Genomic DNA, 22,649 nt, shown 5'->3' on the forward strand with positions numbered 1-22,649 from the left:
AAGCTACCGGTACCCGTCATAACGCAGGCAGGGGACTGCCAGGTTCCATGTGGTTGAGGGTTCTTCGCCGGGTTCGCGTCCGCCGCGGTACACACGCTCGCCGGCCGTCTGCGCCGGGTGCCGTGGTCTGTCGGAACGGCAGGTGCCGGCCAAAGGTGAAGTGCGTGCCCATATGCGACGCGCTGGGAAAACTGGATGACGTCCGCTCCGTAGTCGCGGGATCATGGGGGCATGTCCGGGCCCTATGTCATCCGTGGCTCGGTCTCCTTGCCGGAGGCCGAGTTGATCTGGCGTTTCTCCAGGTCATCTGGGCCTGGTGGCCAGCACGTGAACACCACCGATTCACAGGTCGAGCTGCGCTTCGACCTCGGCAAGACGGACGCCCTGCCCAGGGTGTGGAAGGAACGCGCTCTGGAGCGGTTGGCCGGCCGTCTGGTCGGCGGAGTGATCGCCGTGCGCTCGTCCGAGCACCGCTCGCAGTGGCGCAATCGTGAGACGGCGGCCGTCCGGCTCGCCTCGCTCCTCGCGGATGCGACCGCTCCGCCGCCGAAGCCGCGCCGGGCCGTGCGGGTGCCACGAGGGATCAACGAGAGGCGTCTGAAGGAGAAGAAGCAGCGCGCGGACGTTAAACGCGGTCGCTCAGGCCGTGACTGGCACTGAAGCGGCGACCGCGGCCGGATGGCTGGGGCTCTGAAGGCGCCGGATGTGTTCTGAAGGCGTCGATCTGGTCGATCTGGTCGATCTGGTCTGACGGGTTCGACCGGTCTGACGGGTCTGACGGGGTCGATGTGCCGCACCGGGATGCTTCGAGGATCAGCAGCAGGTCAACGGCAGATCAGCAGAAGGGTCGACAAAGGGACGCGGGCCGCGTCGACCGCTCGGTGCCCCACCCGGCACAGAGGGTTCGACGTGGTAGGGATTCATGCATCGGCGATCGCTCTGATCAGCCCAGTTGGCGGTAGCGGCCCCTGAAGTACATCAGCGGTCCGCCCTCCGTGCTGTAGAGATCCGCTCCCAGCACCCGTCCGATCACCAGGGTGTGATCACCCGCGACGACCCGGTTCTCCGTGCGGCACTCCAAGGTCGCCAGCGCTCCGCGCACCAGCAGTGCCCCGCTCACCTTCCCTCGTGCGTAGGGGATGTCCTCGAACAGCAGCCGGTCGCTGATCCGCCCCTTCATGGCGAACCTGCCCGCGATGTGTCGCTGACTTTCGGAGAGTACGGAGATTCCCCACATCGGTTGTTCCGCGAGGAGGTCATCCATGCGCGAGCCGTTGCGGAGGCTGACCATCACCAGTGGGGGGTTGAGCGACACGGAGAGGAAGGCGGTTGCGGTCATGCCCACGTCCTCGCCGCGCGGGCCGTCGTCCGCGTCGTGCGCGGTCACCAGGACCACCCCGGCGGCAAGCTGGGACATCGCGGCGCGGAACTCCTCATTCGTCACCCCCTCAGCATGGGGGACGCGGGGAGCGGAGTCCGGTTCGGCGGGACTCCGGGGTCCCGGTGGTCCCAAGGGGCGTGCGGGGCTCGGGGGAGTAACAGGCCAGGAGTGCGAAGTCGTATGCAACACACATGAGACGCTAACTGTCGTCACCCGGTGTGCGCATCGGCCACCAGACACAGCGAAAGTCCTAGGACCTCTGTAGGGTCGGCGACCCCGAAGGACGCGCCATACCGTTTGAGGGGAGCGTCTGGGAAGCTCTTGTGAGGAGTGCGCCCGTACGGCGGAAACGGGCGGATTTGCGTTCGTAGAACACTGGTAAAGACCAAACGCACATCCATTCGGCCAGAGCCCGTCTTCATCAGATGATGTGACTTGAGTCACAGAGGGCGGTATTTGTTGACCCTGTGTACCGGGTGAAGTGCTCGCTGTGATTCAGTGGCCGGGAAACCGCAACGAGAAGGCCGAAGAGGAACCTGGAGTTTCTGAAGATTGCTGTCGAGGTCTCGGGGAGAGCGAGCATGGAGACCGAGTCGGAGCCGTACGTCCGTCTTGCTACCCTGCGGCAGCTGCACAAGGTGGTCGCGGACCTCAACACCGCCCGCAGCCTTGCTGACACCCTCCAGACCGTCGCCGACGGCATTGTGGCCGGGCTCGGTTACGAACTCGCCTGCGTCAACCTCGTCCGGGCCGACGGCGACTTGGTCGTCGCCGCATTCGCTGGTAGCGCCGCCGCGGAAGCCCTGATCACAGGGCGCGTCGGCTCCCGATCCTCCTGGGACCGTCGGCTGTCCATGGGCGAGGCATGGGGAGAACTGCGGTTCATACCCCACACCGAGGGCTGGGTGCTCATCGAGGACGACGTCCCACAGTGGCACACCGAAGGACCCGACCCCCGGTTCGAAGACGAGTGGCACCCCCAGGACCGCCTCTACGCGCCCATGTACGCCTCGGGCGGCGGTCGCGAACTCCTCGGCGTCATCTCCGTCGATCGACCGCGCAACGGACGCCGTCCCGGCGCCTGGGGCCAAGAAGCCCTCCAGATGTACGCCTCCCAGGCCGCGATTGCGATCAGCAATGCCCGCCTCAGAGCAAACATGCAGCGCGCGCTGGTACGGCTGGAGCGCGAACAGCAGGCCCTCAGAGCGAGCGAGGAGTCCTTCCGGCAGGCATTCGAGTACGCCCCCAGCGGTATGGCCATCGCCGAAATGGGCGGCGATCAGCACGGCAGACTGCTGCGGACCAATGACGCACTGTGCCGGCTCCTGGGCCGCCCCGCATCCGCCATGCGTCGCTACTCCTTCGCAGACCTGGTGCACCAGGACGACATCGGCACCCTCCTGCGCACCTCCGCCGAAGGCGGTCGCGCGGAACTGAGGCTGGGCCGGCGGGACGGCACCTATGTGTGGGTCTCCCTGCGGAACTCCGTGGTCGCCGACACCGCGGACGGCCCGCGCTTCCTCCTGACCCACATCGAGGACATAGAGGATCGCAAGCGCCATGAACTCCAACTGGCGCACCGGGCCTCCCACGACGCCCTCACCGGCCTTCCCAACAGCGCGGAGCTGCGCACCAGACTGAGCGCCAAGCTCTGCGAACGACCACCGAGCAGCCATGAGGCCGAGCTGGAGCACCTGGGCGCGGGATACGACCAGGACCCCGGAGCCCTGTTCGGCGACGGCTTCGACTTCGGCCCCACCGGCACCGCGTACGACCACCACGTCCACACGGTCGCGCCGGACGAGGAGGTCGACGACGGTACGAAGGGGCTCGCGGTCCTCTTCTGCGACCTGGACGGCTTTAAGTCGATCAACGACCGGTTCGGGCACCAGACCGGTGACGCCGTCCTGGTCGAGGTCGCCCGCCGGCTCACCACGGGCGTAAGGGAAGGGGACACGGTGGCCCGTCTCGGCGGCGATGAGTTCGTGGTCCTCGCCGACGGTCTGGGCTCGGCCGATGCCGCCGATCTCGCGGCACGGCTGCGGAACGCGATCGTCCTGCCGATCCGGGTGGGAGGACGCGGGGTGCGCGTCGGGGCGAGCTTCGGCATCAGCTGGGCGAGCTGCGGCATGACCGTCGACGAGGTGCTGCAATCCGCGGATCAACGGATGTACGTCGAAAAGCGCTCGCGTTCGAAGGTGCACCGGCGCGCGGGTTGATCGTCGGGTCGGCCGGTTCTCCTCTTGTGTAGTGATTCTGTCCTGGTCTTGTGACGAGTGACCCATCGAGGTCAAGGCCATCCGTTGCGTTAATCCAAACCGGGTAGGCTCGCCGGGGTCGGCGTAGGGCTGACGAGGGTGAGGAGGTACCAGGCATGACGGCCGGGAACAACGGCGCGAATACGCCCGAGGACGACGATCCGTTCGGCTATCTGTATGAGGACGGACACGCAGCGGGCGCCACATCGCCCTCGGGCCGGGGCCGCGGCTACGGCTACCCCGGACCGGCCGCGCAGCCCGGTGTGCCCAGGACCTCCTACAACCACGTACGTGCGGTCGGCGAGCGTCAGGTCGGCCACAACCAGGGCCCCGGCCAGCCGGTCCCGCAGCAGGGATACCAGCAGCAGGGTTACGGCAGCCATCCGACAGCCCAGTACGCGGCGCCCGAGACCTACCCCGGAGGGGTGACACCGCGCGCAGCCCAGCAACCGTCCACGGGCGGCCGGGGCAGCGGACGCGGACCCAACACCAAGGGACTGCTGATCGGTGCGATCGCCGTGGTGGCGGTCGTCGTGATCGGCATCGCCGCCGCGCTGCTGGATCCTGATGACACCGACGACAAGACCGGTGGCCAGGTCAAGCCGAGCACGGCCCCGACCCCGTCGCAGTCGCAGCAGCCCAGTGAGCCCGACTCCGGTGAGGAAAAGCCCGCTGACCTGCCGAAGCAGGACGCGGCGACGCTCAAGCTGGGTGCGCCGGCAGAGCTCGGTACGGAGATCAAGGGCGCGAAGGGCGCTGACGGCGCCTATGTGAAGTTCAACGGTGTCGGTGGTTCCGCGAGTTGGTCGGTGGACGTGCCCGCCGGCGGTCCGCACACGATGTACATCACCTACGGTGTGCCCGGCAAGGACGCCCACACCTCGCTGACGATCAACGACGGCACACCGCGCAAGATCAATATGTCGAACTTCGCCAAGGCCGCCGAGGGCGACTGGGAGAAGGGCTGGACGCGCACGTTCGTCTGGATCGATCTCAAAAAGGGCAAGAACGACCTGAAGATCTCCTGCGAGCAGGGCAACCAGTGCGAGGCCATACTCGACCAGGTCCGGCTGGAAGCCGGCAACAAGCGCTGAGCCCACGGACCTCGGTGAGCTTGAGTCGACTCGCCCGCCGGGACCGTGAGAAGCCAAGAATCTGCCCCGTCGGCGTGCCGACGGGGCAGATTTCATTCGGGCACTCCCCGTCGATCAACGCCCGGTGATTCCCGCGAGATCGCGAGCGTGATTCCGGTCCCTGACATCGCTAGACAGCGAGGAAGAGCCGCATGAAGGTCGCCACGGTGTTGGTCATCGCCGTGCGGCCCGGTCCCAGGTACTTCCGCGGGTCCACCACATGGGGGTTCGCGCTCAGATGGTCGCGGACCGCTGCCGTGAGCGCGGTGTTCAGCGCCGTACCCACATTGATCTTGACCATTCCCGCGGCCACCGCGGCGCGGATCTCGGCATCCGGAACACCGGATGAGCCGTGCAGCACCAGCGGGACGGGAACCGCGTCCTTCAACCGCGCGATCAGCCCGTGGTCCAGGGTGGCGGTGCGTTCGGTCATCGCGTGGGACGAGCCGACGGCGACCGCAAGGGCGTCCACCCCGGTCGCCGCGACATAGGCCGCTGCCTCCGCCGGGTCCGTACGCACTCCCGGGGTGTGCGCGTCGAGCGGGGCTTCTCCTTCCTTGCCGCCGACCTTGCCCAACTCGGCCTCGACCCAGATGCCCCGCTCGTGTCCCCAGCGCACTGCTTCCGCGGTGGCCTCGACGTTCCTTTCGTACGACAACTTCGACGCATCGAACATCACCGAACTGAAGCCCTCGCCGTCTGCGGTGCGCAACAGGTCGGGGGAGACCACATGGTCGAGATGGAGGGCGAGCCGGGCGGACGATGAGCGGGCGGTGGCAGCCGCAGCCGCAGCTATGGCTGACAGCCGGCCACCGCGGAACCTGACGGCGTTCTCGGAGATCTGGAGGATCGCGGGGACACCGGTGCTCTCCGCGCCCGCCGCGATGGCTTCCGCGTGTTCCAGCGTGATGACGTTGAAGGCGGCTACGCCCCGGCCGCCGGCCGCGGCGGCCGAGACGAGTTCACCGGTGCTGACGAGTGGCATGGTGCGGTCCCATTTCCCGGGCGAGGGCCCGTGGTGCGCGGGGGCGAGCCCCCGGTGGTGCGGTGGTGCACGGTGCGAAGGGGCGAAGGCGTCCGAAGCGTGGTGACGAAGGGGTGCTGCTCGGCGGGGCTCATGCCGCTGCCTGGTGCTCGGTCACCGTGACCCGGGGCAGCAGGGTTGCGTACCCCGGGGAGTCGAACTCCCCCGCCGATGGGGCCAGTACCGTCGCCGCCGACAGTGCCACCGCACGGGCCAGCCGCTCCGGCCAGGGCACCTCGTCGACCAGGCCGGCCAAGAGCGCCGCGACCACGGAGTCGCCGGCGCCGGTGGGGTTGCCGCGCACCGGCGCGGGCGGGGCGGCGTGCCAGATTCCCTCGGGAGTGGCGGCGAACAGCCCATCGGCACCGAGCGAGGAGACGACCGCCCGCGCACCGCGGCGGCGTGCTTCGCAGGTGGCGCGCAGCGGTTCACGGGAGCCGGTGAGCTGGGCCAGCTCATCGAGGTTGGGTTTGATGAGGTCGGGGCGGGCGGCGATGCCCCGGCGCAGGGGTTCGCCGCTGGTGTCCAGGAGTACGGGTACGCCCGCGGTCCGGGCACGACGGATCAGCTCTGCATAGGCACCGACGTGGATCCCCGGTGGGAGGCTGCCGCACAGCGCCACGGCGTTCGCGTCGCGCAGCAGCGTCTCGTACGCATGGAGGAACGCGGTCCACTCCGCGGAGGTGATCGTGGGGCCGGGTTCGTTGAGCTGGGTGGTGTCCCCGCTGGCGCCGTCCACGACGGCGATCGTGCGGCGGGTGGAACCGGCGATGGGAAGGAGCGCGTCCAGTGGAGCCAAGGGGGCGAGCAGATCCCGGAGCACCGCTCCGACCGGTCCGCCTGCAAAGCCGGTGACGACGCATTCCTGACCCAGGGCCGCAAGCACCCTGGCGACATTCAGCCCTTTGCCGCCCGGCCGCTCGACTACGTTGTCCACGCGGTGGCTGCCGTGCGGGGTCAGTGCGCTGACCTGGTAGGTGATGTCGAGCGCGGTGTTGAGTGTGACCGTGAGGATCACCGCGGCACCCCCTGCTGAACCGGATTGCTGGCTGGTACTGATCATGCCAAACGGAAGGCGGTCGGCCCAGACCCCGGGCCAACCGCCTCGCCGTACCAGCCATGATGTGCCGGCCACCGTCCGGTCCCCCCTTGCGGGAGGACCTTGCCGGGCCCGGGTTACTGCGGTTCGATCACCCAGCTGCCTTGGCGCATAACACCCTTGAGACGGAACTGGTCGTCCAGTACCACCAGGTCGGCGTCCTTGCCGGGCTCCAGTGAGCCGACCCGGTCGTACGCGCCGAGCAGCTTCGCCGGGTTCACTGAGATGGCCTGGACGATGTCGGTGACGGGCAGCCGGTCCACGGTCGCGGCCCGTCTGAAGGCGGTGTCCAGGGTGAGGGTCGAGCCCGCGATGGAACCGCCCTCGGTGAGGCGGGCCACCCCGTCGATGACGTCGACGGCCAGCGGACCGAGTTGGTAGCGGCCGTCGCCGAAGCCCGCGGCGTCCATGGCGTCCGTGATGAAGGCGACCCGGCCCGCGCCCGCGCGGTGGAAGGCCAGCTCCAGTGCGGCGGGGTGGAGGTGCGTACCGTCGTTGATCAGCTCAACGGTGATCCGCTCGTCCTCCAGCAGCGCCACGATCGGGCCGGGGGAGCGGTGACCCAGCGGCGGCATCGCGTTGAACAGGTGCGTCGCCACCGTGGCGCCGGCGTTGATGGCTTCCACGGTCTGCTCGTAGGTGGCGTCCGTATGTCCGATCGCCGCGATGACGCCATGCTCGGCGAGGAGCCGTACGGAGTCGATGCCACCGGGCAGTTCGGCGGCGAGCGTCACCATTTTGGCGGTGCCGCGGGCCGCGTCGATCAGCTTGCGGACCTCGGCCGGGTCGGGGTCGCGCAGCAGTTCTTCGCTGTGTGCGCCCTTGCGGCAGGGCGAGATGAAGGGGCCTTCGAAGTGGATGCCGGCGAGGTCGCCCTGTTCGACCAACTCGGAGAGGACTCCCGCCCGGTGGGCGAGGAAGTCGATCTCCGCGGTGACCATCGAGGCGACCAGCGTGGTCGTGCCGTGCTCCCGGTGCGTCCGGACGCCCTGGAGCACGTCCTCGGCACTGCCGCCGGTGAAGGAGCCGCCGCCACCGCCGTGGTTGTGGATGTCGACGAAGCCGGGAACGATCCAGTGCCCGGAGAGATCACGGTGGGGTGCGGTGGCCGGTGCAGCACCGGTGATCTTCGTGCCCTCGATGCTCACCTGCCCGTTCTCGACAATCCCGGTGGGCAGCACGACCCGGGCTCCGGTGAGGATCGTGCTGTCGCCGGATGCCCCGTGTGCGGCGCGTGCGGCGCTGTCAGCGAGTGCGGCGCGTGCGGCCATTAGGCGGTTACCTCCGAGTCGGTGGCGATCAGATCCCAGGCGAGCAGGCCCGCGCCCAGGCATCCAGCGGTGTCCCCGAGGGCTGCGGGGACGATCGAGGGCAGCTTCTGGAACGTGACCCTCGCTTCCACCGCTGCCCGTAGGGGTGTGAACAAGGTTTCCCTGGCCTCGGCCAGCCCGCCACCGATGATCAGGGTGCGCGGGTCCAGCAGAGTGATGGCGGTGACCAGTCCCGCGGCGAGGGCGTCGACAGCGTCCTGCCAGACGGCGATGGCCCTGGGGTCCCCGGACTCGACGGCCTTGGCGCAGTCGGCCGCGTCGGCGCCCGGGTCACCGCTGGCTTTGGCCCAGGCGCGGGTGACGGCCGCTGCGGAGGCGAGTGTTTCCAGACAGCCGCGCTGCCCACAGCCGCAGTGCGGTCCGTCGGGCCGCACGATGACATGGCCGATCTCGCCCGCGTACCCGTGGGCGCCGGCTTCTATGGTGCCGCCGATGCCGATGGCACCGGCGATGCCGGTGCCCAGGGGCACGAACAGGAAGCGATCGGCGCCCTGCCCGGCTCCGATACGGCCTTCGGCGAGCCCGCCGGTGCGGACGTCGTGGCCGAGGGCGACGGGGATGCCTGCGAGTCGGTCGCTCAGGATCGAACGCAGGGGTACGTCACGCCAGCCGAGGTTGGTTGCGTAGACGGCGACGCCGAGCTCGGAGTCGACGATTCCGGGGACGGCGACACCTGCGGCGAGTGCGGGTTCTCCCAACTGCTCCTTGCCATGGGTGCGAAGGTCGTCGGCGAAGTCGAGGATGGACTGGACGACGGCATCAGGCCCACGGTCTCGCTTCGTGGCGCGGCGGGCCTCATAGAGGAGGGTCCCGTCCACCCCGACGAGGGCGGCCTTCATGCCGGTGCCGCCCACATCCAGGGCGATGACGTGTCTCACGTGGACAGTCTGGCGCGAGAGACACCGAAAGGTCTAGTCCACTAGCTGTGATTGTTGCGGGCCCGTACAAAACCGAACGGATGGGGTTGGGTGGGGTGTGGGGTGGTTTGTCTTGATCGATTAACGCTGTTGTGGGTGGGGGTGGTGGGGTGTGGGGGGCGGGTGAGGTTGGGGCTGTGAGTCTTGGCTGTTTGCGGGTGGGGCCCGTGTGTGGGTTTCCGCCTTGGGGGGTGGCGGGGTTCCGTCCTCAAGCGCCGGACGGGCTGGGCTTGGTCCGGGGGTGGGGGTCTTAGCTGTTTCCGGGTGGGGCCTGTGCGTGGGTTTCCGCCTTGGGGGGCGGGGGGTTCCGTCCTCAAGCGCCGGACGGGCTGGGGGGTCCGGGTGCGGGGTTTGGGTTGGTGCGGGTGGTGGGGGTGCTTTCGGGCGTGACTCCTCAGCGCCGGCGGCCAGCTGCTGATCCGTAGGTGACAGCCCTGAAGCCGCCGACGCTTCCGGGGACACCCCCTGCGCGCCCCCAGAACATCAACCAGCTCCGCCTGCCCCTGGCTCATGCATAGGTCGGGCTCAGGCCGGGTGCTACCCAATACCGCAACCAGGTCTGCTTGCCCCCGGTCCATCCATAGGCCGGGCTCAGGGTGCGCGCTAGCCAACACCGCAACCAGGTCTGCTTGCCCCCGGCTCGTCCATAGGTCGGGCTCAGGGTGCGCGCTACCCAAATACCGCAACCGGGCATGCCTGCCCCGGGCCCTGTCCACGGGTGCTCAGGACGGGCGCCCAGTGGCGCAACCAGGTCTGCCCGGCCCTGGATCGTCCATAAATCGGGAAGTCGGGCTCAGGACGGGTGTACCAGTGGCGCAACTGGCTCTGCCATGGCCCTGGCCATGGGGTGAGCCTCGGTGGGGAGTGTTCCCCCGGGGCGTGGATCAAGCTCCGGCCCCGGGGAGGAAAGTTTGCGGGTCCAAAAAGAGGGCGGGCCCATCCGCGAGTCGGGGCCAGGGGGAGCGGTCGGCGGGCTGTGGATCGGGCTTGGGGCCCGGCTCTGCCCGGTGGGGCAGGGCCGGGGGTGGGGTGGGTTAGGGCTGGGGGAGGATCACGCTGCGGGTGAGGTTGCGGGGGCGGTCGGGGTCGTAGCCCTTTGACTCCGCGAGCTCCACCGCCAGTCGCTGGGCGCGCACCAGGTCTGCCAGGGGGTCCACTCCCCGGTTGGCCACCAGGGTCCCCCCGACCCCGGCGACATCCACCGATAGACCCTCTGGCAGCTCGCCGAAGACCCAGGCCACCCGTCCCGGGCCGGTGATGGCGATCGGTCCGTGGCGGTACTCCATTGCCGGATACGCCTCGGTCCAGGCCCCCGCCGCCTCACGCATCTTCAAACCGGCCTCCAGGGCGAGACCGTAGGTCCATCCCCGGCCCAGGAAGGTCCACTGCTCCGCTCCCAACACCCCGTCCGGCAGCGGTTCCGTCACGGCCAGTTCCGCGTCCACCGCGGCTTCGGCGATCGACTTCACTCCGGGAATCTCACCGAGGCCGGCCCGCAGGAAGGCCAGAGCCGTGGTCGCGAAACGGGTCTGGACCACTGATTCCTCGTCCGCCCAGTCCAGTACGGCCACCGTGTCCGCCGCCTCCATCACGGGCGTTGCGGGGTCGGCGGTGAGAGCCACCGTCGGGACGTGTCCCTTCAGCTGCTGGAGGAGTTCCAGGACTTCAGTGGTGGTACCGGACCGGGTGATGGCCACGACACGGTCGTACGTCCGTCCCGACGGGAACTCCGATGACGCAAATGCATCGGTCTCGCCGAGCCCCGCGGCCTCGCGCAGAGCGGCGTAGGCGATGGCCATGAACCAGGAGGTGCCGCACCCCGTCACGGCCACTCGCTCGCCCGACCGGGGTAGTCCATCGAAGGTTTTGGCGGTTTCTGCCGCGCGTCGCCAGCAATTGGGCTGGGTGACTATCTCAGCTGCGGTACGGGACATGTGGCATGGCTCCTAGCGACGTACATGCTGTTCTCGGACCGGCACCCAGTCGTGATGGCGACGACGTGCCGATATGTGCTTAGCAGCCCAACACACACACGAGCAACGACCGCCACTTTGGGCACATCTTTCTGAAAGGTTCCTTCGGAAGAGACGTTGCAAAAGTGAGATCAGAGGGCGTAGACCACTGAAGGTTTCATGGTGGAAAATCGCTGCTCATCTCTGGGGCCTCAATGAGGTCGCGAGGGGCGCCACGGGGGCATAAACGGGGGCGCCACGGGGAGCGGACCGGAGTAAATCCAGCCATCAGTACCAATAGTGGGGGAAGAGCTGTGCAACGGCACTTCTTGAGACTGACCGCGGCGACGGCCGCACTAGGCATGGCGGTCGCCTTGGCGGGGTGTAGCGCATCGGGCGAAGCCGATGTGGTCACCCTGAAATTGATCGCCGCTGACTACGACGTCAACGGCGGTCACAGCAGCCGTGCTTACTGGGACGGCGTCGTTCACAAGTTCGAAGCAGCGCACTCCGACATCAATGTGGAAGTCCAGATCGAGTCCTGGACCAATATCGATCGTAAGGTCGCCGAGCTGGTCAAGGCTGGTGAGGCTCCCGACATCGCCCAAATCGGTGCGTACGCCGACTACGCAGCCGGTGACAAGCTCTACACCGCCGATGAACTCCTCTCCATCCCCATCCAATCGAACTTCCTCGCCCCCCTTGTCGCCGCGGGCAAGCAGCGACGCGTGCATTACGGACTTCCGTTTACAGCCTCCACTCGAATGCTCTTCTACAACAAGGAGCACTTCAAGAAGGCAGGCATAGTCAAGCCCCCGCAGACCTGGGAGGAGCTGGGCAAAGCGGCACAGCTCCTGAAGGCCAACACCAAGGTCAGCTATCCCATTGCGCTCCCCCTCGGGCCGGAGGAGGCCCAGGCCGAGACCATGGTGTGGCTCCTCGGCGCAGGGAGCAACGGCTACGTCGACCCCAGCGGTGTCTACGACATTGACTCCGAGGACAACACGGCAGCCCTTGAGTGGCTGAAGTCCGACCTGGTCGACCAGAAGCTCACCGGTCCAGTGGCTCCCGGCAAGTTGAACCGCAAGGAGGCGTTCGCCGCCTTCACGCGGGGCGAAGTCGGCATGCTCAACGGCCATCCCTCCTTGATGAAGTCCGCCAGGGCCGCCGGCGTCGACGTCGGCATGGTGACCACGCCCAGCCGCGTCGGACGGTCGAGGTCGACCATGGGCGTGGCCGACTGGATCATGGGCTTCAAGCAGAACGGGCACCAGACCGAGATAGGCGACTTCCTCAACTTCCTCTTCACCGACGAGAACGTCCTCGCCTTCGCCGCCCAGAACGCCCTGCTGCCCGTCACGGTTTCCGCGTCGGAAGCCATGGAGGCCGACCCGAATCACCAGGACCTGAAGCAGTTCCTCGACGAGCTGCCGGAGTCGGTGCTGCCCCCGGTCGACAAGACGTCCTGGGCGACCGTCAGCGAGGAGCTCAAGCAGAACATCGGAAACGCGGTGAAGCCCGGCGGCAGCCCCCGTCAGGTCCTGGAGCACATAGCCCAGAAGGCCCGCGAGGCACAGCAACGGGAGTAGCCGAGCCTCCCCGACATCGCTCCTTCGGTCCTTCGCGCTGATCGAGCGGGCCGTCGACCCGGCGCAACCGGGTGAGGGGCGGGGGGAGGCGTCCGCCGATAGGTTGGATCGTATGACCGACGATCAGGCCGCCTCCCCCGGTCCCACCGAGCTCTCCGAGCGCGATCGGGCGGTGCTCGCGATGGAGCGCCGCTCCTGGCCTGGGCCCGGCGCCAAGGAACGGGCCATCAGGGAGGACCTGGGGATCTCTCCGACCCGCTACTACCAGCTTCTCAACGCCCTCCTCGACGATCGGCGGGCACTCGCCCACGACCCGATCACCGTCAATCGCCTGCGCCGGATCAGAGACGCACAACGCGCCCGCCGATAGGGTCGGAGCATGGGCAGCTCTCCGCACGCGCACTCCCTGCCGTCGCCGTCGACGCCCGCGGGCCGTGAAGGTCTCGCCGCGCTTCTGGCCAGACCGCACAAGGCCGTCGTCGCTCTCGACTTCGACGGCACACTCGCCGAGATCGTTCCCGACCCCGAGCGCGCACGCGCCCACCCGGGCGCCGTACCCGCACTGGCGCAACTGGCGCCCAAGGTCGCCTCCGTCGCCGTGGTCACCGGCCGCCCCGCGGGCGTCGCCGTTCGCTACGGAGGCTTCGCCGGGGTGTCGGGCCTCGATCACCTCGTCGTCCTCGGGCACTACGGATCAGAACGCTGGGACGCCGTTTCCGGCACCGTGAACACACCCGCACCACATCTGGGCGTCGCCGCCGTACGATCCGAACTGCCCGGGTTCCTCGACAGCATCGGTGCCTGGCAGGGCACCTGGATCGAGGAGAAGGGCCAGGCGGTGGCGGTCCACACCCGCCGTGCCAGCGACCCGCAGGGAGCCTTCGAGGCCCTGCGCGAACCACTGGCCACCCTCGCGGCCCGCCACGGTCTGATCCTGGAACCGGGCCGGATGGTGCTGGAGATCCGCCCACCTGGCATGGACAAGGGCGTCGCTCTCGCCGACTACGTACGCGAGGTCGACGCCGAAGCCGTCCTCTACGCCGGTGACGACCTGGGCGACCTGCCCGCGTTCGCGGCCGTGGAGAAGCTCCGCTCGGACGGCCTGCCCGGACTGCTCGTGTGCAGCGGCAGCGCGGAAGTCCCCGAACTGGCCGAACGGGCAGACCTCCTCCTTCCGGGTCCGGCCGCCGTTGTCGACTTCCTCGCCGCCCTGGCGGAGAGCCTGTAGCAGCGCCGATCAGCGCTGCTGGCGCAAGGCGTCCAACTGGTCGAGGAACCACCGCTGCGGCGGCAGCGCCGTCGCAGCGGCGGCCAGTCGGGCAGTGCGGCGGGAGCGCTCGGTGGCGGGCATGGTCAGCGCCTCGTGCAGGGCCTCCGCCGTGCCGGTCACGTCATAGGGATTGACCGTGATCGCGTCCTCGCCGAGCTCCTCATGGGCGCCCGCCTCTCGTGACAGCACCAGGGCGCAGCCCGCATCCGACACCACCGGGATCTCCTTCGCGACCAGGTTCATGCCATCGCGAATGGGGTTGACCAGCGCCACGTCAGCCAAGCGGTACGCGGCCAGAGAACGTGCGAAGTCGTCCTTCACATGCAGGACGACCGGGTTCCAGCCGTCCGTTCCGAATTCGGCGTTGATCGCATCGGCGACCCGTTGGACCTCGGCCGTGTAGTCGCGGTAGACCGACAGGTCCTGGCGGGAGGGGTACGCGAACGCCACGTGCACCACGCGCTCGCGCCATTCGCTCCTGGTGTTCAGCAGCTCCCGGTAGGCCAGGAGTCCGCGCACGATGTTCTTGGACAACTCGGTGCGGTCGACGCGCACGATGGTTCGACGGTCCGTCCCCTCCGGCCCGATCTGCTGCCGAAGGTCGGCCAGACGCTCGTCCACATCGGGCCGGTGCGCCCGCTCGCGTAGGAACTCCGCGTCCGCGCCGAGCCCGTGCACTCCGATGTCGGTGCCCTTGAGCGCCTCTGCTCCCAGCAATTCCGTACAGCACTGCGCGAAGGCATCTGCCCAACGGCGGGTCAGGAAGCAGGTTCGATCGGCGCCCAGCAGCCCGCGCAGCAGCTGACGGGAGATGTCGTCGGGCAGCAACCGGAAGTAGTCCACCGGGGCCCAGGGGGTGTGCGAGAAGTGACCGATCTTGAGATCGGGCCGCAGCGCGCGGAGCATCCCGGGGACGAGGGCCAGATGGTAGTCCTGCACCAGGACCGCGGCACCTTCGCCAGCACGGTCGGCGAGGGCCTGCGCAAAGGCGCGGTTGTACTGCTCGTACGCACCCCACTGCCGCCGGAACTCCAGGTCGAAGACCGGCTCCAGCGGGGTTTGGTAGAGCATGTGGTTGATGAACCAGAGCACGGAGTTGGCGATGCCGTTGTAGGCGTCGTGGTGGATGTCCGCGTCGATGTCGAGCATGAGGACGCCCTGCTCACCGACACCGCGACGCACCGCCTCCCGGTCACCGTCACCGAGGGCTGAGCACACCCACAGGGCGTCGGCCTCCGATCCGATGGCGGAGAGCCCGGAAACCAGACCACCGCCTCCACGCCGCGAGTCGAGGGTCCCGTCATCCCGGACGGTGTAGGAGATGGGGCCGCGGTTCGACGCGACGAGGATCTGGGCAGCTGAGTGCTCGGAGACCATGTCGCGAACCTAGCCCGTCCCGTAAACCCCCAAACGTGCGTTCGCCCTCAAGAGTCCCCCCTCACCACAACTGGCTCAATCCCTCCCCCACCCCTGGCCACCACACGGGCCAGGGGCCAAGCAGACCTGGACCCGTAGAACTTCCCCCTCAAGCTCCAAGCTTGATCCACGGCCCGGGGCCCACCCCCCATCCATAGCTGAACCTACGGACGGGACCGTGGGCAGGCATGCCTGGTTGCGTCACTGGGCGCCCATGATGAGCCCGACTCGCGGACGGGGAGGGGGCGAACAGCACCAGTTGCGCCACTGGGCACCCATCCTGAGCCTGACTTACGGATGGGCTAGGGGCAGACGTGTCTGGTTGCGGTATTGGGGCGCGCCCGAAGCCGAACCTATGGGGGGGAGACGGGGGCAGGCATGCCTGGTTACTCCACCAAGCGCCCGCCCTGAGCCCGACTTGTGGACGGGGCGGGGGTAGGCGGAGGCAGTTGCGCCACCGAGCGCCCATCCTGAGCCCGACTTATGGACCGGCCAGGGGCAGACGTGCCTGGTTGCGGTATTGGGGGCGCGCAGGGGGTGTCCCCGGAAGCGTCGGCGGCTTCAGGGCTGTCACCGACGGATCAGCCGCTGGCCGCCGGCGCTGAGGAGTCACGCCCGAAAGCACCCCCACCACCCGCACCAACCCAAACCCCGCACCCGGACCACCTCAGCCCGTCCGGCGCTTGAGGACGGAACCCCCCGCCCCCCAGGGCGGAAACCCACACACGAGCCCCACCCGGAAACAGCTAGGACCCGCAGCCCCGGACCACCTCAGCCCGTCCGGCGTTTGAGGACGGAACCCTCCGCCCCCCCAGGGCGGAAACCCACGCACGGGCTCCACCCGGTAACAGCTAGGCCCCGCAGCGCCGGACCACCCTCAGCCCGTCCGGCGCTTGAGGACGGAACCCCCCGCCCCCCAGGGCGGAAACCCACGCACGAGCCCCACCCGGAAACAGCTAGGACCCCTCACCCCTTGCGCCGCCCCCGTGCCGCCGCCACCGCCACCACCCCCGCCGCCGTCAGGCTCAATGCCAGCCCGCCCAGAAGCCAGAGGCGTTCCGTGGCAGGGCTGCTCGCCGGGCTCGTGGGGGCGGCGGCACCCACGATGGCGACAACGATGACGAAGATTCCGGTGCCTCTCAGTACATGACGTCTAAAGTTCATAAATAGGATAGTCATCACTGAAGTGGTGCTAGTCATCGCTATGCGGCGCGACGCGCCGCATACTCACCGATCTCGCGCATCGGCGGACGCTCCTCCGTGTCCACCGGATGGGTCCGCGGCACGAACCCCTTCTCGCCACGTTCGAACTGCGTCAGCGCCGGCCGTACCAAGTGACCTCGGGAAAGCCGAAGTTGGGCCGTCCGGTAGATCGCCGCCGCCATCCGGCCGAGTGCCTGGCCGTCCTGGTGGCGGTGTTTGCGGGAGCCGACGTCCACCTGCGCCAGACTGTCGAGCCCGACCGTGTGCAGTGCGTCCACGAGGAGCCCCAGCTCCACCCCGTAACCAACGGGGAACGGGAGCCGCTCCAGCAGGGAGCGCCGTGCCGCGTACTCGCCGCCGAGCGGCTGAACGAATCCGGCCAGGGCCGGCCAGTGCAGATTCAGCAGCGGGCGGGCCACCAACTCGGTCACCCGACCGCCCTGACCTGCGAGCTCACCCAGCGGGCGGTCGTACATCGCCTTGACGAAGTGCACCTCGGGCTCGGTCAGCAACGGGCCCACGATCCCGGACACGAAATCCGCCGAGAACTCCCTGAGGTCCGCGTCCACAAAGCAGACGATGTCACCGTGCGTCACCATGAGGGAGCGCCAGAGCACCTCGCCCTTGCCGGCCACCGCAGGGATCCGGGGCAGGATCGTGTCCCGGTGCACCACGCGTGCCCCCGCCGCCGCCGCGACTTCGGCCGTACGGTCCGTGGAGCCCGAGTCGATCACCACCAGCTCGTCGACGAGCGGCAGCGCCTCCATCAATTCACGTCGGATGACGGTCGCGATCTCGCCGACCGTCGCCTCTTCGTTCAGGGCGGGAAGGACCACACTGACGGTGGTTCCCGATGCGCGTTTCGCCGCCATCATCCGGGCCAGCGGGCGGTCGGCTGCCGACCAGGAACGCCTGGTCAGCCAGCGCTCCACCTCTTCCAGCACGTTCGCCACTCCTGCACTTTGTGATCCATCTCGCGGTTCGGACGACTATCTCAACAGTCCGGGCGTTCGGTTACAGTCTTGAGCAACGCTGAAGCCCGGCGCACGTCGGGGTGATGCGTACACCGGTGCGGAGCGATCACCGCCCCGCATGATCAACAACCGAATACCGCTCATCCAGAGGGGCAGAGGGATACGGCCCGTTGAAGCCCCGGCAACCCTCCAGCCGGTCTCCGTCGCATTAAGAGTCGCCGCCACCCGCAGACAGTTCCGTACGGACACTGTCCGTCGTGCGAGGCAGCCGATTCAGCGCCGCGAGGCTCCCGGCTCGGGAAGGTGCCAAATCCGTCTCATGGCGAAATGCGTCATGAGGAAGATGAGGAGAAAGGGCCTCGCCTCCATGGCTGTGCAGACTGTCGCAGACAACACCACGCTCGATCTCGGACCCGCCGCGGCGCTTTCCTGTCGCGAGTGCGGCGAGCGTTTCGAACTCGGCCCGATCTTCGCCTGCGCCTCGTGCTTCGGGCCGCTGGAAGTCGCCTACGACCTTCCGACGGGCGACCCCGAGGGGCTGCGCAAGCGGATCGAAGCGGGCCCGGACAGCATCTGGCGGTACGCACCGCTGCTGCCCGTCCCCGCCGACGTGGCGGACAAGCCCAATCTCAACCCCGGCTTCACCAAGCTCGTGAAGGCTGACAACCTCGCCCGCGAACTCGGTGTGACCGGCTCGCTCCACATCAAGGACGACTCCGGCAACCCGACCCACTCCTTCAAGGACCGGGTCGTCGCCATCGCCGTGGAGGCCGCTCGCGCCTTCGGCTTCACCACACTGTCCTGCTCCTCCACCGGCAACCTCGCGGGTGCGGTCGGCGCTGCGGCGGCTCGCGCCGGGCTGCGCTCCTGCGTCTTCATCCCGCACGACCTGGAGCAGGGCAAGGTCGTCATGGCCGCGGTCTACGGCGGTGAGCTGGTCGGCATCGAGGGCAACTACGACGACGTCAACCGCTTCTGCTCCGAACTGATCGGTGACCCGCTCGGTGAGGGCTGGGGCTTCGTCAACGTCAACCTCCGCCCGTACTACGGCGAGGGCTCCAAGACCCTCGCGTACGAGATCTGCGAGCAGCTCGGCTGGCGGCTGCCCGACCAGATCGTGATCCCGATCGCCTCCGGCTCCCAGCTCACCAAGATCGACAAGGGGTTCCAGGAGCTGATCAAGCTAGGGCTCGTCGAGGACCGCCCGTACAAGATCTTCGGTGCCCAGGCCGAGGGCTGCTCCCCGGTGTCCGCGGCCTTCAAGGCCGGGCACGACGTGGTGCGCCCGGTGAAGCCGGACACCATCGCCAAGTCCCTGGCGATCGGCAACCCCGCCGACGGCCCGTACGTCCTGGACATCGCCCGTCGCACGGGCGGTGCCGTCGAGGACGTCAACGACGAGCAGATCGTGGACGCGATCAAGCTGTTGGCCCGTACCGAGGGCATCTTCGCGGAGACCGCGGGCGGCGTGACCGTCGGAGTGACGCGCAAGCTCATCGACAGCGGCCTGCTCGACCCCTCGCTCACTACGGTCGTCCTCAACACCGGTGACGGCCTCAAGACCCTGGACGCCGTCGCCCCGACCACCGGCCCTTCGGCGACCATTCGCCCGAGCCTGGACGCCTTCCGCGCCGCCGGCCTGGCCAACTGACCAACGGATCACTGGGAGACCCGAAGATGAGCGTCAACGTCCGCATCCCGACCATTCTGCGCACCTACACGGGCGGCAAGTCCGAGGTCCCGGCCGAGGGGGCGACCCTCTCCGAGGTGATCGCGGACCTGGAGAAGAATCACGCGGGCATCGCTGCGCGCGTCCTGGACGACCAGGGCAAGCTGCGGCGCTTCGTCAACGTCTATGTGAACGATGACGACGTCCGCTTTGAGCAGGGACTGGAGACGGCGACCCCGGACGGTGCGGGCATCTCCATCATCCCCGCCGTGGCCGGTGGCTAATTACGCAACGTCATTTCAATTGCCCCCTCCGTGAGAGAAACGGAGGGGGCAATTCTGCATGGTTGAGCGCGATACAGTTGGGGAAGGCCCCTCCGCTGCTCCCGTCGGTCGAGCAACAGAATGCGCCCCAGCTCCGATAAGAAACAGCCAATGTGCTTCGGGGATTTGTCTCATAAGTCTTCTTTGTCGGGCCCGACTTGCCCCGGAATTTCTTGAATTCATATCAATTTCCCGTTAGCTGAGCCTGCGAATTGTCGTCCGATTGACCTGTTGCAGAGGGCAGTTGGGCAGATACATTCAGCCGCGGTCGACGCGTTCCGGCGCACGCCTATGAAGTCACCTCGCCACTCCGGCGAGGAAAACCGAATCAGGTGAGGTCTGACCCGGGTCCGCGAAGTGCGGTCCTGCGCAAGGGCCAGTAATAGGGGAGTTAGGCATGGCTCAGGGCACCGTCAAGTGGTTCAACGCGGAGAAGGGCTACGGCTTCATCGCGGTCGACGGTGGTGCGGATGTTTTCGTCCACTACAGCGCGATTCAGATGGACGGCTACCGCACCCTGGAGGAGGGTCAACGAGTCGAGTTCGAGATCTCGCAGGGGCAGAAGGGTCCGCAGGCGGACATGGTCAAGCTCGCGGTCTGACTCCGCGGCAACTGCGACGCGATCGGCCACCGACGCGCTCATCTATATGTACATGGGGTCCACATCCCGCCGGGGGGTGTGGGCCCCATGTGCGTGCCCGGACACCGTCCCGTACACCGGCACCGTGATGAGCGGTCGGCCCGATGTGCGCGGGTGGACACCGCTGTGTGCCCCGCGCACCGGTGGGCCCGCTCGTGCCCCGTCGACCGGTCTTTGCATCCGCACCCCACCCCCGGCCGCGAGCGTCGAAGCGCGCCGTCGGCAGCCCTCCGCCGCCCGCACCCATGACGCTCACGGACTTGCCTCCTCGTGCCTTCACCGAGGACCGGCCGTGCCCCCTCCCAGCCGCCCCCTCAGGTCAGGCACGCCGACCTCCGCAGGCCCTCGATTTCGGCCGTGTCGGTCATGGAGCGCGGTGCCCGGACTGTGCGGGGAACGGTCGAACGCCATCACGCCGCCGTCATGGAACTCCCGTCCAAGACGGCTTCAACACCCCCCGCGCTCCGCCACGACACCCCGTACCACCAGGGCGCATGCAGCGAAGGGCACCCCGTGCACGGCTGATTTCGGGGGGGTAGCGCGGGGGGTGGTTCTCTCGAAGGCGCTTGCACTCGAAGGGGGCGAGTGCTAATCATTGGCGTTAGCACTCTCCGGGTGAGAGTGACAAAAAGAAGGACCGGGTCGGTGAGGCCCGCAAGCCGGACGGTACAGAAAACCATCCGGCTGGCAGGCCGTCCGTCGCGGGCGCCAGCGCGGTCCCCCAGAGCTTCCCACCCAGTCCGTGGAGGACACTTCACATGGCAAAGATCATCGCGTTCGACGAGGAGGCACGGCGCGGCCTTGAGCGCGGGATGAACCAGCTCGCCGACGCCGTCAAGGTCACCCTCGGTCCCAAGGGCCGTAACGTCGTCCTTGAGAAGAAGTGGGGCGCGCCCACGATCACCAACGATGGTGTGTCCATCGCCAAGGAGATCGAGCTGGAGGACCCGTACGAGAAGATCGGCGCCGAGCTGGTCAAGGAAGTCGCCAAGAAGACGGATGACGTCGCTGGCGACGGAACGACCACCGCCACCGTTCTGGCTCAGGCGCTCGTGCGCGAGGGGCTGCGCAACGTCGCTGCCGGCGCCAACCCGATGGCCCTCAAGCGCGGTATCGAGAAGGCCGTCGAGGCCGTCTCCGGTGCTCTCCTTGAGCAGGCCAAGGACGTGGAGACCAAGGAGCAGATCGCTTCGACCGCCTCCATCTCCGCCGCTGACACCCAGATCGGCGAGCTCATCGCCGAGGCCATGGACAAGGTCGGCAAGGAAGGCGTCATCACCGTCGAGGAGTCCCAGACCTTCGGTCTGGAGCTTGAGCTCACCGAAGGCATGCGCTTCGACAAGGGCTACATCTCGGCTTACTTCGCCACCGACATGGAGCGTATGGAGGCGTCGCTCGACGACCCGTACATCCTGATCGTCAACTCCAAGATCGCCAGCGTCAAGGACCTGCTGCCGCTCCTGGAGAAGGTCATGCAGTCCGGCAAGCCGCTGCTGATCATCGCCGAGGACGTCGAGGGCGAGGCCCTGTCCACGCTGCTCGTCAACAAGATCAAGGGCGTCTTCAAGTCCGTGGCCGTCAAGGCTCCGGGCTTCGGCGACCGCCGCAAGGCGATGCTGAACGACATCGCCATCCTCACCGGCGGCACGGTCATCTCGGAAGAGGTCGGCCTCAAGCTGGAGAACACCGGTCTCGACCTCCTGGGCAACGCCCGCAAGGTCGTCATCACCAAGGACGAGACCACCATCGTCGACGGTGCCGGTGACAGCGACCAGGTCGCCGGTCGGGTCAACCAGATCCGTGCCGAGATCGAGGGCTCCGACTCCGACTACGACCGCGAGAAGCTCCAGGAGCGCCTTGCGAAGCTGGCCGGCGGCGTGGCCGTCATCAAGGCCGGTGCCGCGACCGAGGTCGAGCTCAAGGAGCGCAAGCACCGCATCGAGGACGCCGTTCGCAACGCGAAGGCGGCCGTCGAGGAGGGCATCGTCGCCGGTGGCGGCGTGGCTCTGCTCCAGGCCACCTCGGTGTTCGAGAAGCTGGACCTCGAAGGTGACGAGGCGACCGGCGCCAACGCCGTGCGGCTCGCCCTGGAGGCCCCGCTGAAGCAGATCGCCGTCAACGCCGGCCTTGAGGGTGGCGTCGTCGTCGAGAAGGTTCGCAACCTCACCCCGGGTCACGGTCTCAACGCCGCGACCGGTGAGTACGTGGACATGATCGCCGAGGGCATCCTCGACCCGGCGAAGGTGACCCGCTCGGCGCTTCAGAACGCCGCGTCGATCGCCGCGCTGTTCCTCACCACCGAGGCTGTCATCGCTGACAAGCCCGAGAAGGCGTCCGCCGGTGCTCCCGGTGGCATGCCCGGCGGTGACATGGACTTCTGATCCTTCTGAGGATCGGTAGCCCGGTACGTACGAAGGGCGGTACCCCAACTCCCAGGGGGTGCCGCCCTTCGGCATGTCTGCGGGTCTGA

At 68.0% G+C, this 22,649-nt stretch carries 19 protein-coding genes and 1 riboswitch; of the genes, 10 read left to right on the plus strand and 9 right to left on the minus strand.

Features of this window, described 5'->3' with window-relative positions; genetic code table 11:
* The first annotated feature begins 231 nt into the window (after nt 1-231).
* Nucleotides 232-660 carry an alternative ribosome rescue aminoacyl-tRNA hydrolase ArfB gene (gene arfB, locus ACFXJL_RS11970; RefSeq protein ID WP_329020641.1) on the plus strand — a complete coding sequence of 143 codons (429 nt, stop codon included), beginning with the start codon at nt 232-234 and terminating at the stop codon, nt 658-660.
* A 283-nt stretch (nt 661-943) separates the two neighbouring features.
* Here the strand turns inward: arfB and ACFXJL_RS11975 are convergent, their stop codons facing one another.
* Nucleotides 944-1,417: a flavin reductase family protein gene (locus tag ACFXJL_RS11975; protein ID WP_384642144.1), complete on the minus strand. Its 474-nt coding sequence runs from the start codon at nt 1,415-1,417 to the stop codon at nt 944-946.
* A 545-nt stretch (nt 1,418-1,962) separates the two neighbouring features.
* On the opposite strand from ACFXJL_RS11975, the gene cdgB reads away from it, so the two are divergent.
* Nucleotides 1,963-3,600: a diguanylate cyclase CdgB gene (gene cdgB / locus ACFXJL_RS11980; protein WP_358879492.1), complete on the plus strand. Its 1,638-nt coding sequence runs from the start codon at nt 1,963-1,965 to the stop codon at nt 3,598-3,600.
* Between the two features lie 155 nt (nt 3,601-3,755).
* Nucleotides 3,756-4,733 carry a carbohydrate-binding protein gene (locus ACFXJL_RS11985; RefSeq protein ID WP_358879491.1) on the plus strand — a complete coding sequence of 326 codons (978 nt, stop codon included), beginning with the start codon at nt 3,756-3,758 and terminating at the stop codon, nt 4,731-4,733.
* Nucleotides 4,734-4,902: 169 nt separating this feature from the next.
* Here ACFXJL_RS11985 and ACFXJL_RS11990 read toward each other — a convergent pair whose 3' ends face one another.
* From ACFXJL_RS11990 to ACFXJL_RS12010, 5 genes are all read right to left on the minus strand, one after another.
* Nucleotides 4,903-5,757 (minus strand): ketose-bisphosphate aldolase, encoded by an 855-nt coding sequence (locus tag ACFXJL_RS11990; RefSeq protein WP_384691560.1) that lies wholly within the window; start codon nt 5,755-5,757, stop codon nt 4,903-4,905.
* Between the two features lie 130 nt (nt 5,758-5,887).
* The gene (locus ACFXJL_RS11995; RefSeq protein WP_384692097.1) at nt 5,888-6,814 is read right to left on the minus strand and encodes a 1-phosphofructokinase family hexose kinase; all 927 of its coding nucleotides are present in this window, start codon (nt 6,812-6,814) and stop codon (nt 5,888-5,890) included.
* Between the two features lie 158 nt (nt 6,815-6,972).
* Nucleotides 6,973-8,166 (minus strand): N-acetylglucosamine-6-phosphate deacetylase, encoded by a 1,194-nt coding sequence (nagA, locus tag ACFXJL_RS12000; protein WP_358879489.1) that lies wholly within the window; start codon nt 8,164-8,166, stop codon nt 6,973-6,975.
* Nucleotides 8,166-9,104, minus strand: coding sequence for an ROK family protein (locus tag ACFXJL_RS12005; protein WP_329020625.1), 939 nt, complete (start codon nt 9,102-9,104; stop codon nt 8,166-8,168). Before ACFXJL_RS12005 ends, nagA begins: the two co-directional genes overlap by 1 nt.
* A gap of 1,073 nt (nt 9,105-10,177) precedes the next feature.
* The gene (locus ACFXJL_RS12010; protein ID WP_384642122.1) at nt 10,178-11,077 is read right to left on the minus strand and encodes an SIS domain-containing protein; all 900 of its coding nucleotides are present in this window, start codon (nt 11,075-11,077) and stop codon (nt 10,178-10,180) included.
* Nucleotides 11,078-11,409: 332 nt separating this feature from the next.
* Between ACFXJL_RS12010 and ACFXJL_RS12015 the strand changes: the two genes are divergently transcribed.
* The 3 genes from ACFXJL_RS12015 (at nt 11,410) to otsB (ending at nt 13,912) form a co-directional block, all read left to right on the plus strand.
* Nucleotides 11,410-12,684 carry an extracellular solute-binding protein gene (locus ACFXJL_RS12015; RefSeq protein ID WP_358879487.1) on the plus strand — a complete coding sequence of 425 codons (1,275 nt, stop codon included), beginning with the start codon at nt 11,410-11,412 and terminating at the stop codon, nt 12,682-12,684.
* A gap of 112 nt (nt 12,685-12,796) precedes the next feature.
* The gene (locus ACFXJL_RS12020; protein WP_329020619.1) at nt 12,797-13,054 is read left to right on the plus strand and encodes a DUF3263 domain-containing protein; all 258 of its coding nucleotides are present in this window, start codon (nt 12,797-12,799) and stop codon (nt 13,052-13,054) included.
* Between the two features lie 9 nt (nt 13,055-13,063).
* On the plus strand, nt 13,064-13,912 hold the full coding sequence (gene otsB / locus ACFXJL_RS12025) for a trehalose-phosphatase (RefSeq protein WP_384691567.1): 849 nt from the start codon (nt 13,064-13,066) through the stop codon (nt 13,910-13,912).
* A 9-nt stretch (nt 13,913-13,921) separates the two neighbouring features.
* On the opposite strand, the gene ACFXJL_RS12030 is transcribed toward otsB, so the two are convergent.
* The 3 genes from ACFXJL_RS12030 to ACFXJL_RS12040 all read right to left on the minus strand — a co-directional run bounded on the left by ACFXJL_RS12030 (nt 13,922) and on the right by ACFXJL_RS12040 (nt 17,517).
* Nucleotides 13,922-15,331, minus strand: a complete 1,410-nt coding sequence (locus ACFXJL_RS12030) for a trehalose-6-phosphate synthase (protein ID WP_358879485.1) — start codon at nt 15,329-15,331, stop codon at nt 13,922-13,924.
* A gap of 1,005 nt (nt 15,332-16,336) precedes the next feature.
* Nucleotides 16,337-16,534 (minus strand): hypothetical protein, encoded by a 198-nt coding sequence (locus tag ACFXJL_RS12035; RefSeq protein WP_358877087.1) that lies wholly within the window; start codon nt 16,532-16,534, stop codon nt 16,337-16,339.
* A 38-nt stretch (nt 16,535-16,572) separates the two neighbouring features.
* Nucleotides 16,573-17,517: a glucosyl-3-phosphoglycerate synthase gene (locus tag ACFXJL_RS12040; RefSeq protein ID WP_329027594.1), complete on the minus strand. Its 945-nt coding sequence runs from the start codon at nt 17,515-17,517 to the stop codon at nt 16,573-16,575.
* Nucleotides 17,518-17,684: 167 nt separating this feature from the next.
* Nucleotides 17,685-17,897, plus strand: a riboswitch (SAM riboswitch).
* A gap of 17 nt (nt 17,898-17,914) precedes the next feature.
* Between ACFXJL_RS12040 and thrC the strand changes: the two genes are divergently transcribed.
* The 4 genes from thrC to groL all read left to right on the plus strand — a co-directional run bounded on the left by thrC (nt 17,915) and on the right by groL (nt 22,560).
* The gene (gene thrC, locus ACFXJL_RS12045) at nt 17,915-19,198 is read left to right on the plus strand and encodes a threonine synthase (RefSeq protein ID WP_358877088.1); all 1,284 of its coding nucleotides are present in this window, start codon (nt 17,915-17,917) and stop codon (nt 19,196-19,198) included.
* Nucleotides 19,199-19,224: 26 nt separating this feature from the next.
* Nucleotides 19,225-19,500 carry a MoaD/ThiS family protein gene (locus ACFXJL_RS12050; protein ID WP_358877089.1) on the plus strand — a complete coding sequence of 92 codons (276 nt, stop codon included), beginning with the start codon at nt 19,225-19,227 and terminating at the stop codon, nt 19,498-19,500.
* Between the two features lie 436 nt (nt 19,501-19,936).
* Nucleotides 19,937-20,140 (plus strand): cold-shock protein, encoded by a 204-nt coding sequence (locus ACFXJL_RS12055; RefSeq protein WP_005315736.1) that lies wholly within the window; start codon nt 19,937-19,939, stop codon nt 20,138-20,140.
* Between the two features lie 797 nt (nt 20,141-20,937).
* The gene (gene groL / locus ACFXJL_RS12060; protein ID WP_358877090.1) at nt 20,938-22,560 is read left to right on the plus strand and encodes a chaperonin GroEL; all 1,623 of its coding nucleotides are present in this window, start codon (nt 20,938-20,940) and stop codon (nt 22,558-22,560) included.
* The last annotated feature ends 89 nt before the right edge of the window (nt 22,561-22,649 follow it).

This window comes from Streptomyces sp. NPDC059256 (genome assembly GCF_042753785.1).
GTDB lineage: Bacteria > Actinomycetota > Actinomycetes > Streptomycetales > Streptomycetaceae > Streptomyces.

What these genes read in the sequence shown, in the direction of transcription:
- arfB (WP_329020641.1), top strand. Translation starts at nt 232, where the DNA reads ATGTCCGGGCCCTATGTCATCCGTGGCTCGGTCTCCTTGCCGGAGGCC.
- ACFXJL_RS11975 (WP_384642144.1), bottom strand. Translation starts at nt 1,417, where the DNA reads ATGTCCCAGCTTGCCGCCGGGGTGGTCCTGGTGACCGCGCACGACGCG.
- cdgB (WP_358879492.1), top strand. Translation starts at nt 1,963, where the DNA reads ATGGAGACCGAGTCGGAGCCGTACGTCCGTCTTGCTACCCTGCGGCAG.
- ACFXJL_RS11985 (WP_358879491.1), top strand. Translation starts at nt 3,756, where the DNA reads ATGACGGCCGGGAACAACGGCGCGAATACGCCCGAGGACGACGATCCG.
- ACFXJL_RS11990 (WP_384691560.1), bottom strand. Translation starts at nt 5,757, where the DNA reads ATGCCACTCGTCAGCACCGGTGAACTCGTCTCGGCCGCCGCGGCCGGC.
- nagA (WP_358879489.1), bottom strand. Translation starts at nt 8,166, where the DNA reads ATGGCCGCACGCGCCGCACTCGCTGACAGCGCCGCACGCGCCGCACAC.
- ACFXJL_RS12010 (WP_384642122.1), bottom strand. Translation starts at nt 11,077, where the DNA reads ATGTCCCGTACCGCAGCTGAGATAGTCACCCAGCCCAATTGCTGGCGA.
- ACFXJL_RS12020 (WP_329020619.1), top strand. Translation starts at nt 12,797, where the DNA reads ATGACCGACGATCAGGCCGCCTCCCCCGGTCCCACCGAGCTCTCCGAG.
- otsB (WP_384691567.1), top strand. Translation starts at nt 13,064, where the DNA reads ATGGGCAGCTCTCCGCACGCGCACTCCCTGCCGTCGCCGTCGACGCCC.
- ACFXJL_RS12030 (WP_358879485.1), bottom strand. Translation starts at nt 15,331, where the DNA reads ATGGTCTCCGAGCACTCAGCTGCCCAGATCCTCGTCGCGTCGAACCGC.
- ACFXJL_RS12035 (WP_358877087.1), bottom strand. Translation starts at nt 16,534, where the DNA reads ATGAACTTTAGACGTCATGTACTGAGAGGCACCGGAATCTTCGTCATC.
- thrC (WP_358877088.1), top strand. Translation starts at nt 17,915, where the DNA reads ATGGCTGTGCAGACTGTCGCAGACAACACCACGCTCGATCTCGGACCC.
- ACFXJL_RS12050 (WP_358877089.1), top strand. Translation starts at nt 19,225, where the DNA reads ATGAGCGTCAACGTCCGCATCCCGACCATTCTGCGCACCTACACGGGC.
- ACFXJL_RS12055 (WP_005315736.1), top strand. Translation starts at nt 19,937, where the DNA reads ATGGCTCAGGGCACCGTCAAGTGGTTCAACGCGGAGAAGGGCTACGGC.
- groL (WP_358877090.1), top strand. Translation starts at nt 20,938, where the DNA reads ATGGCAAAGATCATCGCGTTCGACGAGGAGGCACGGCGCGGCCTTGAG.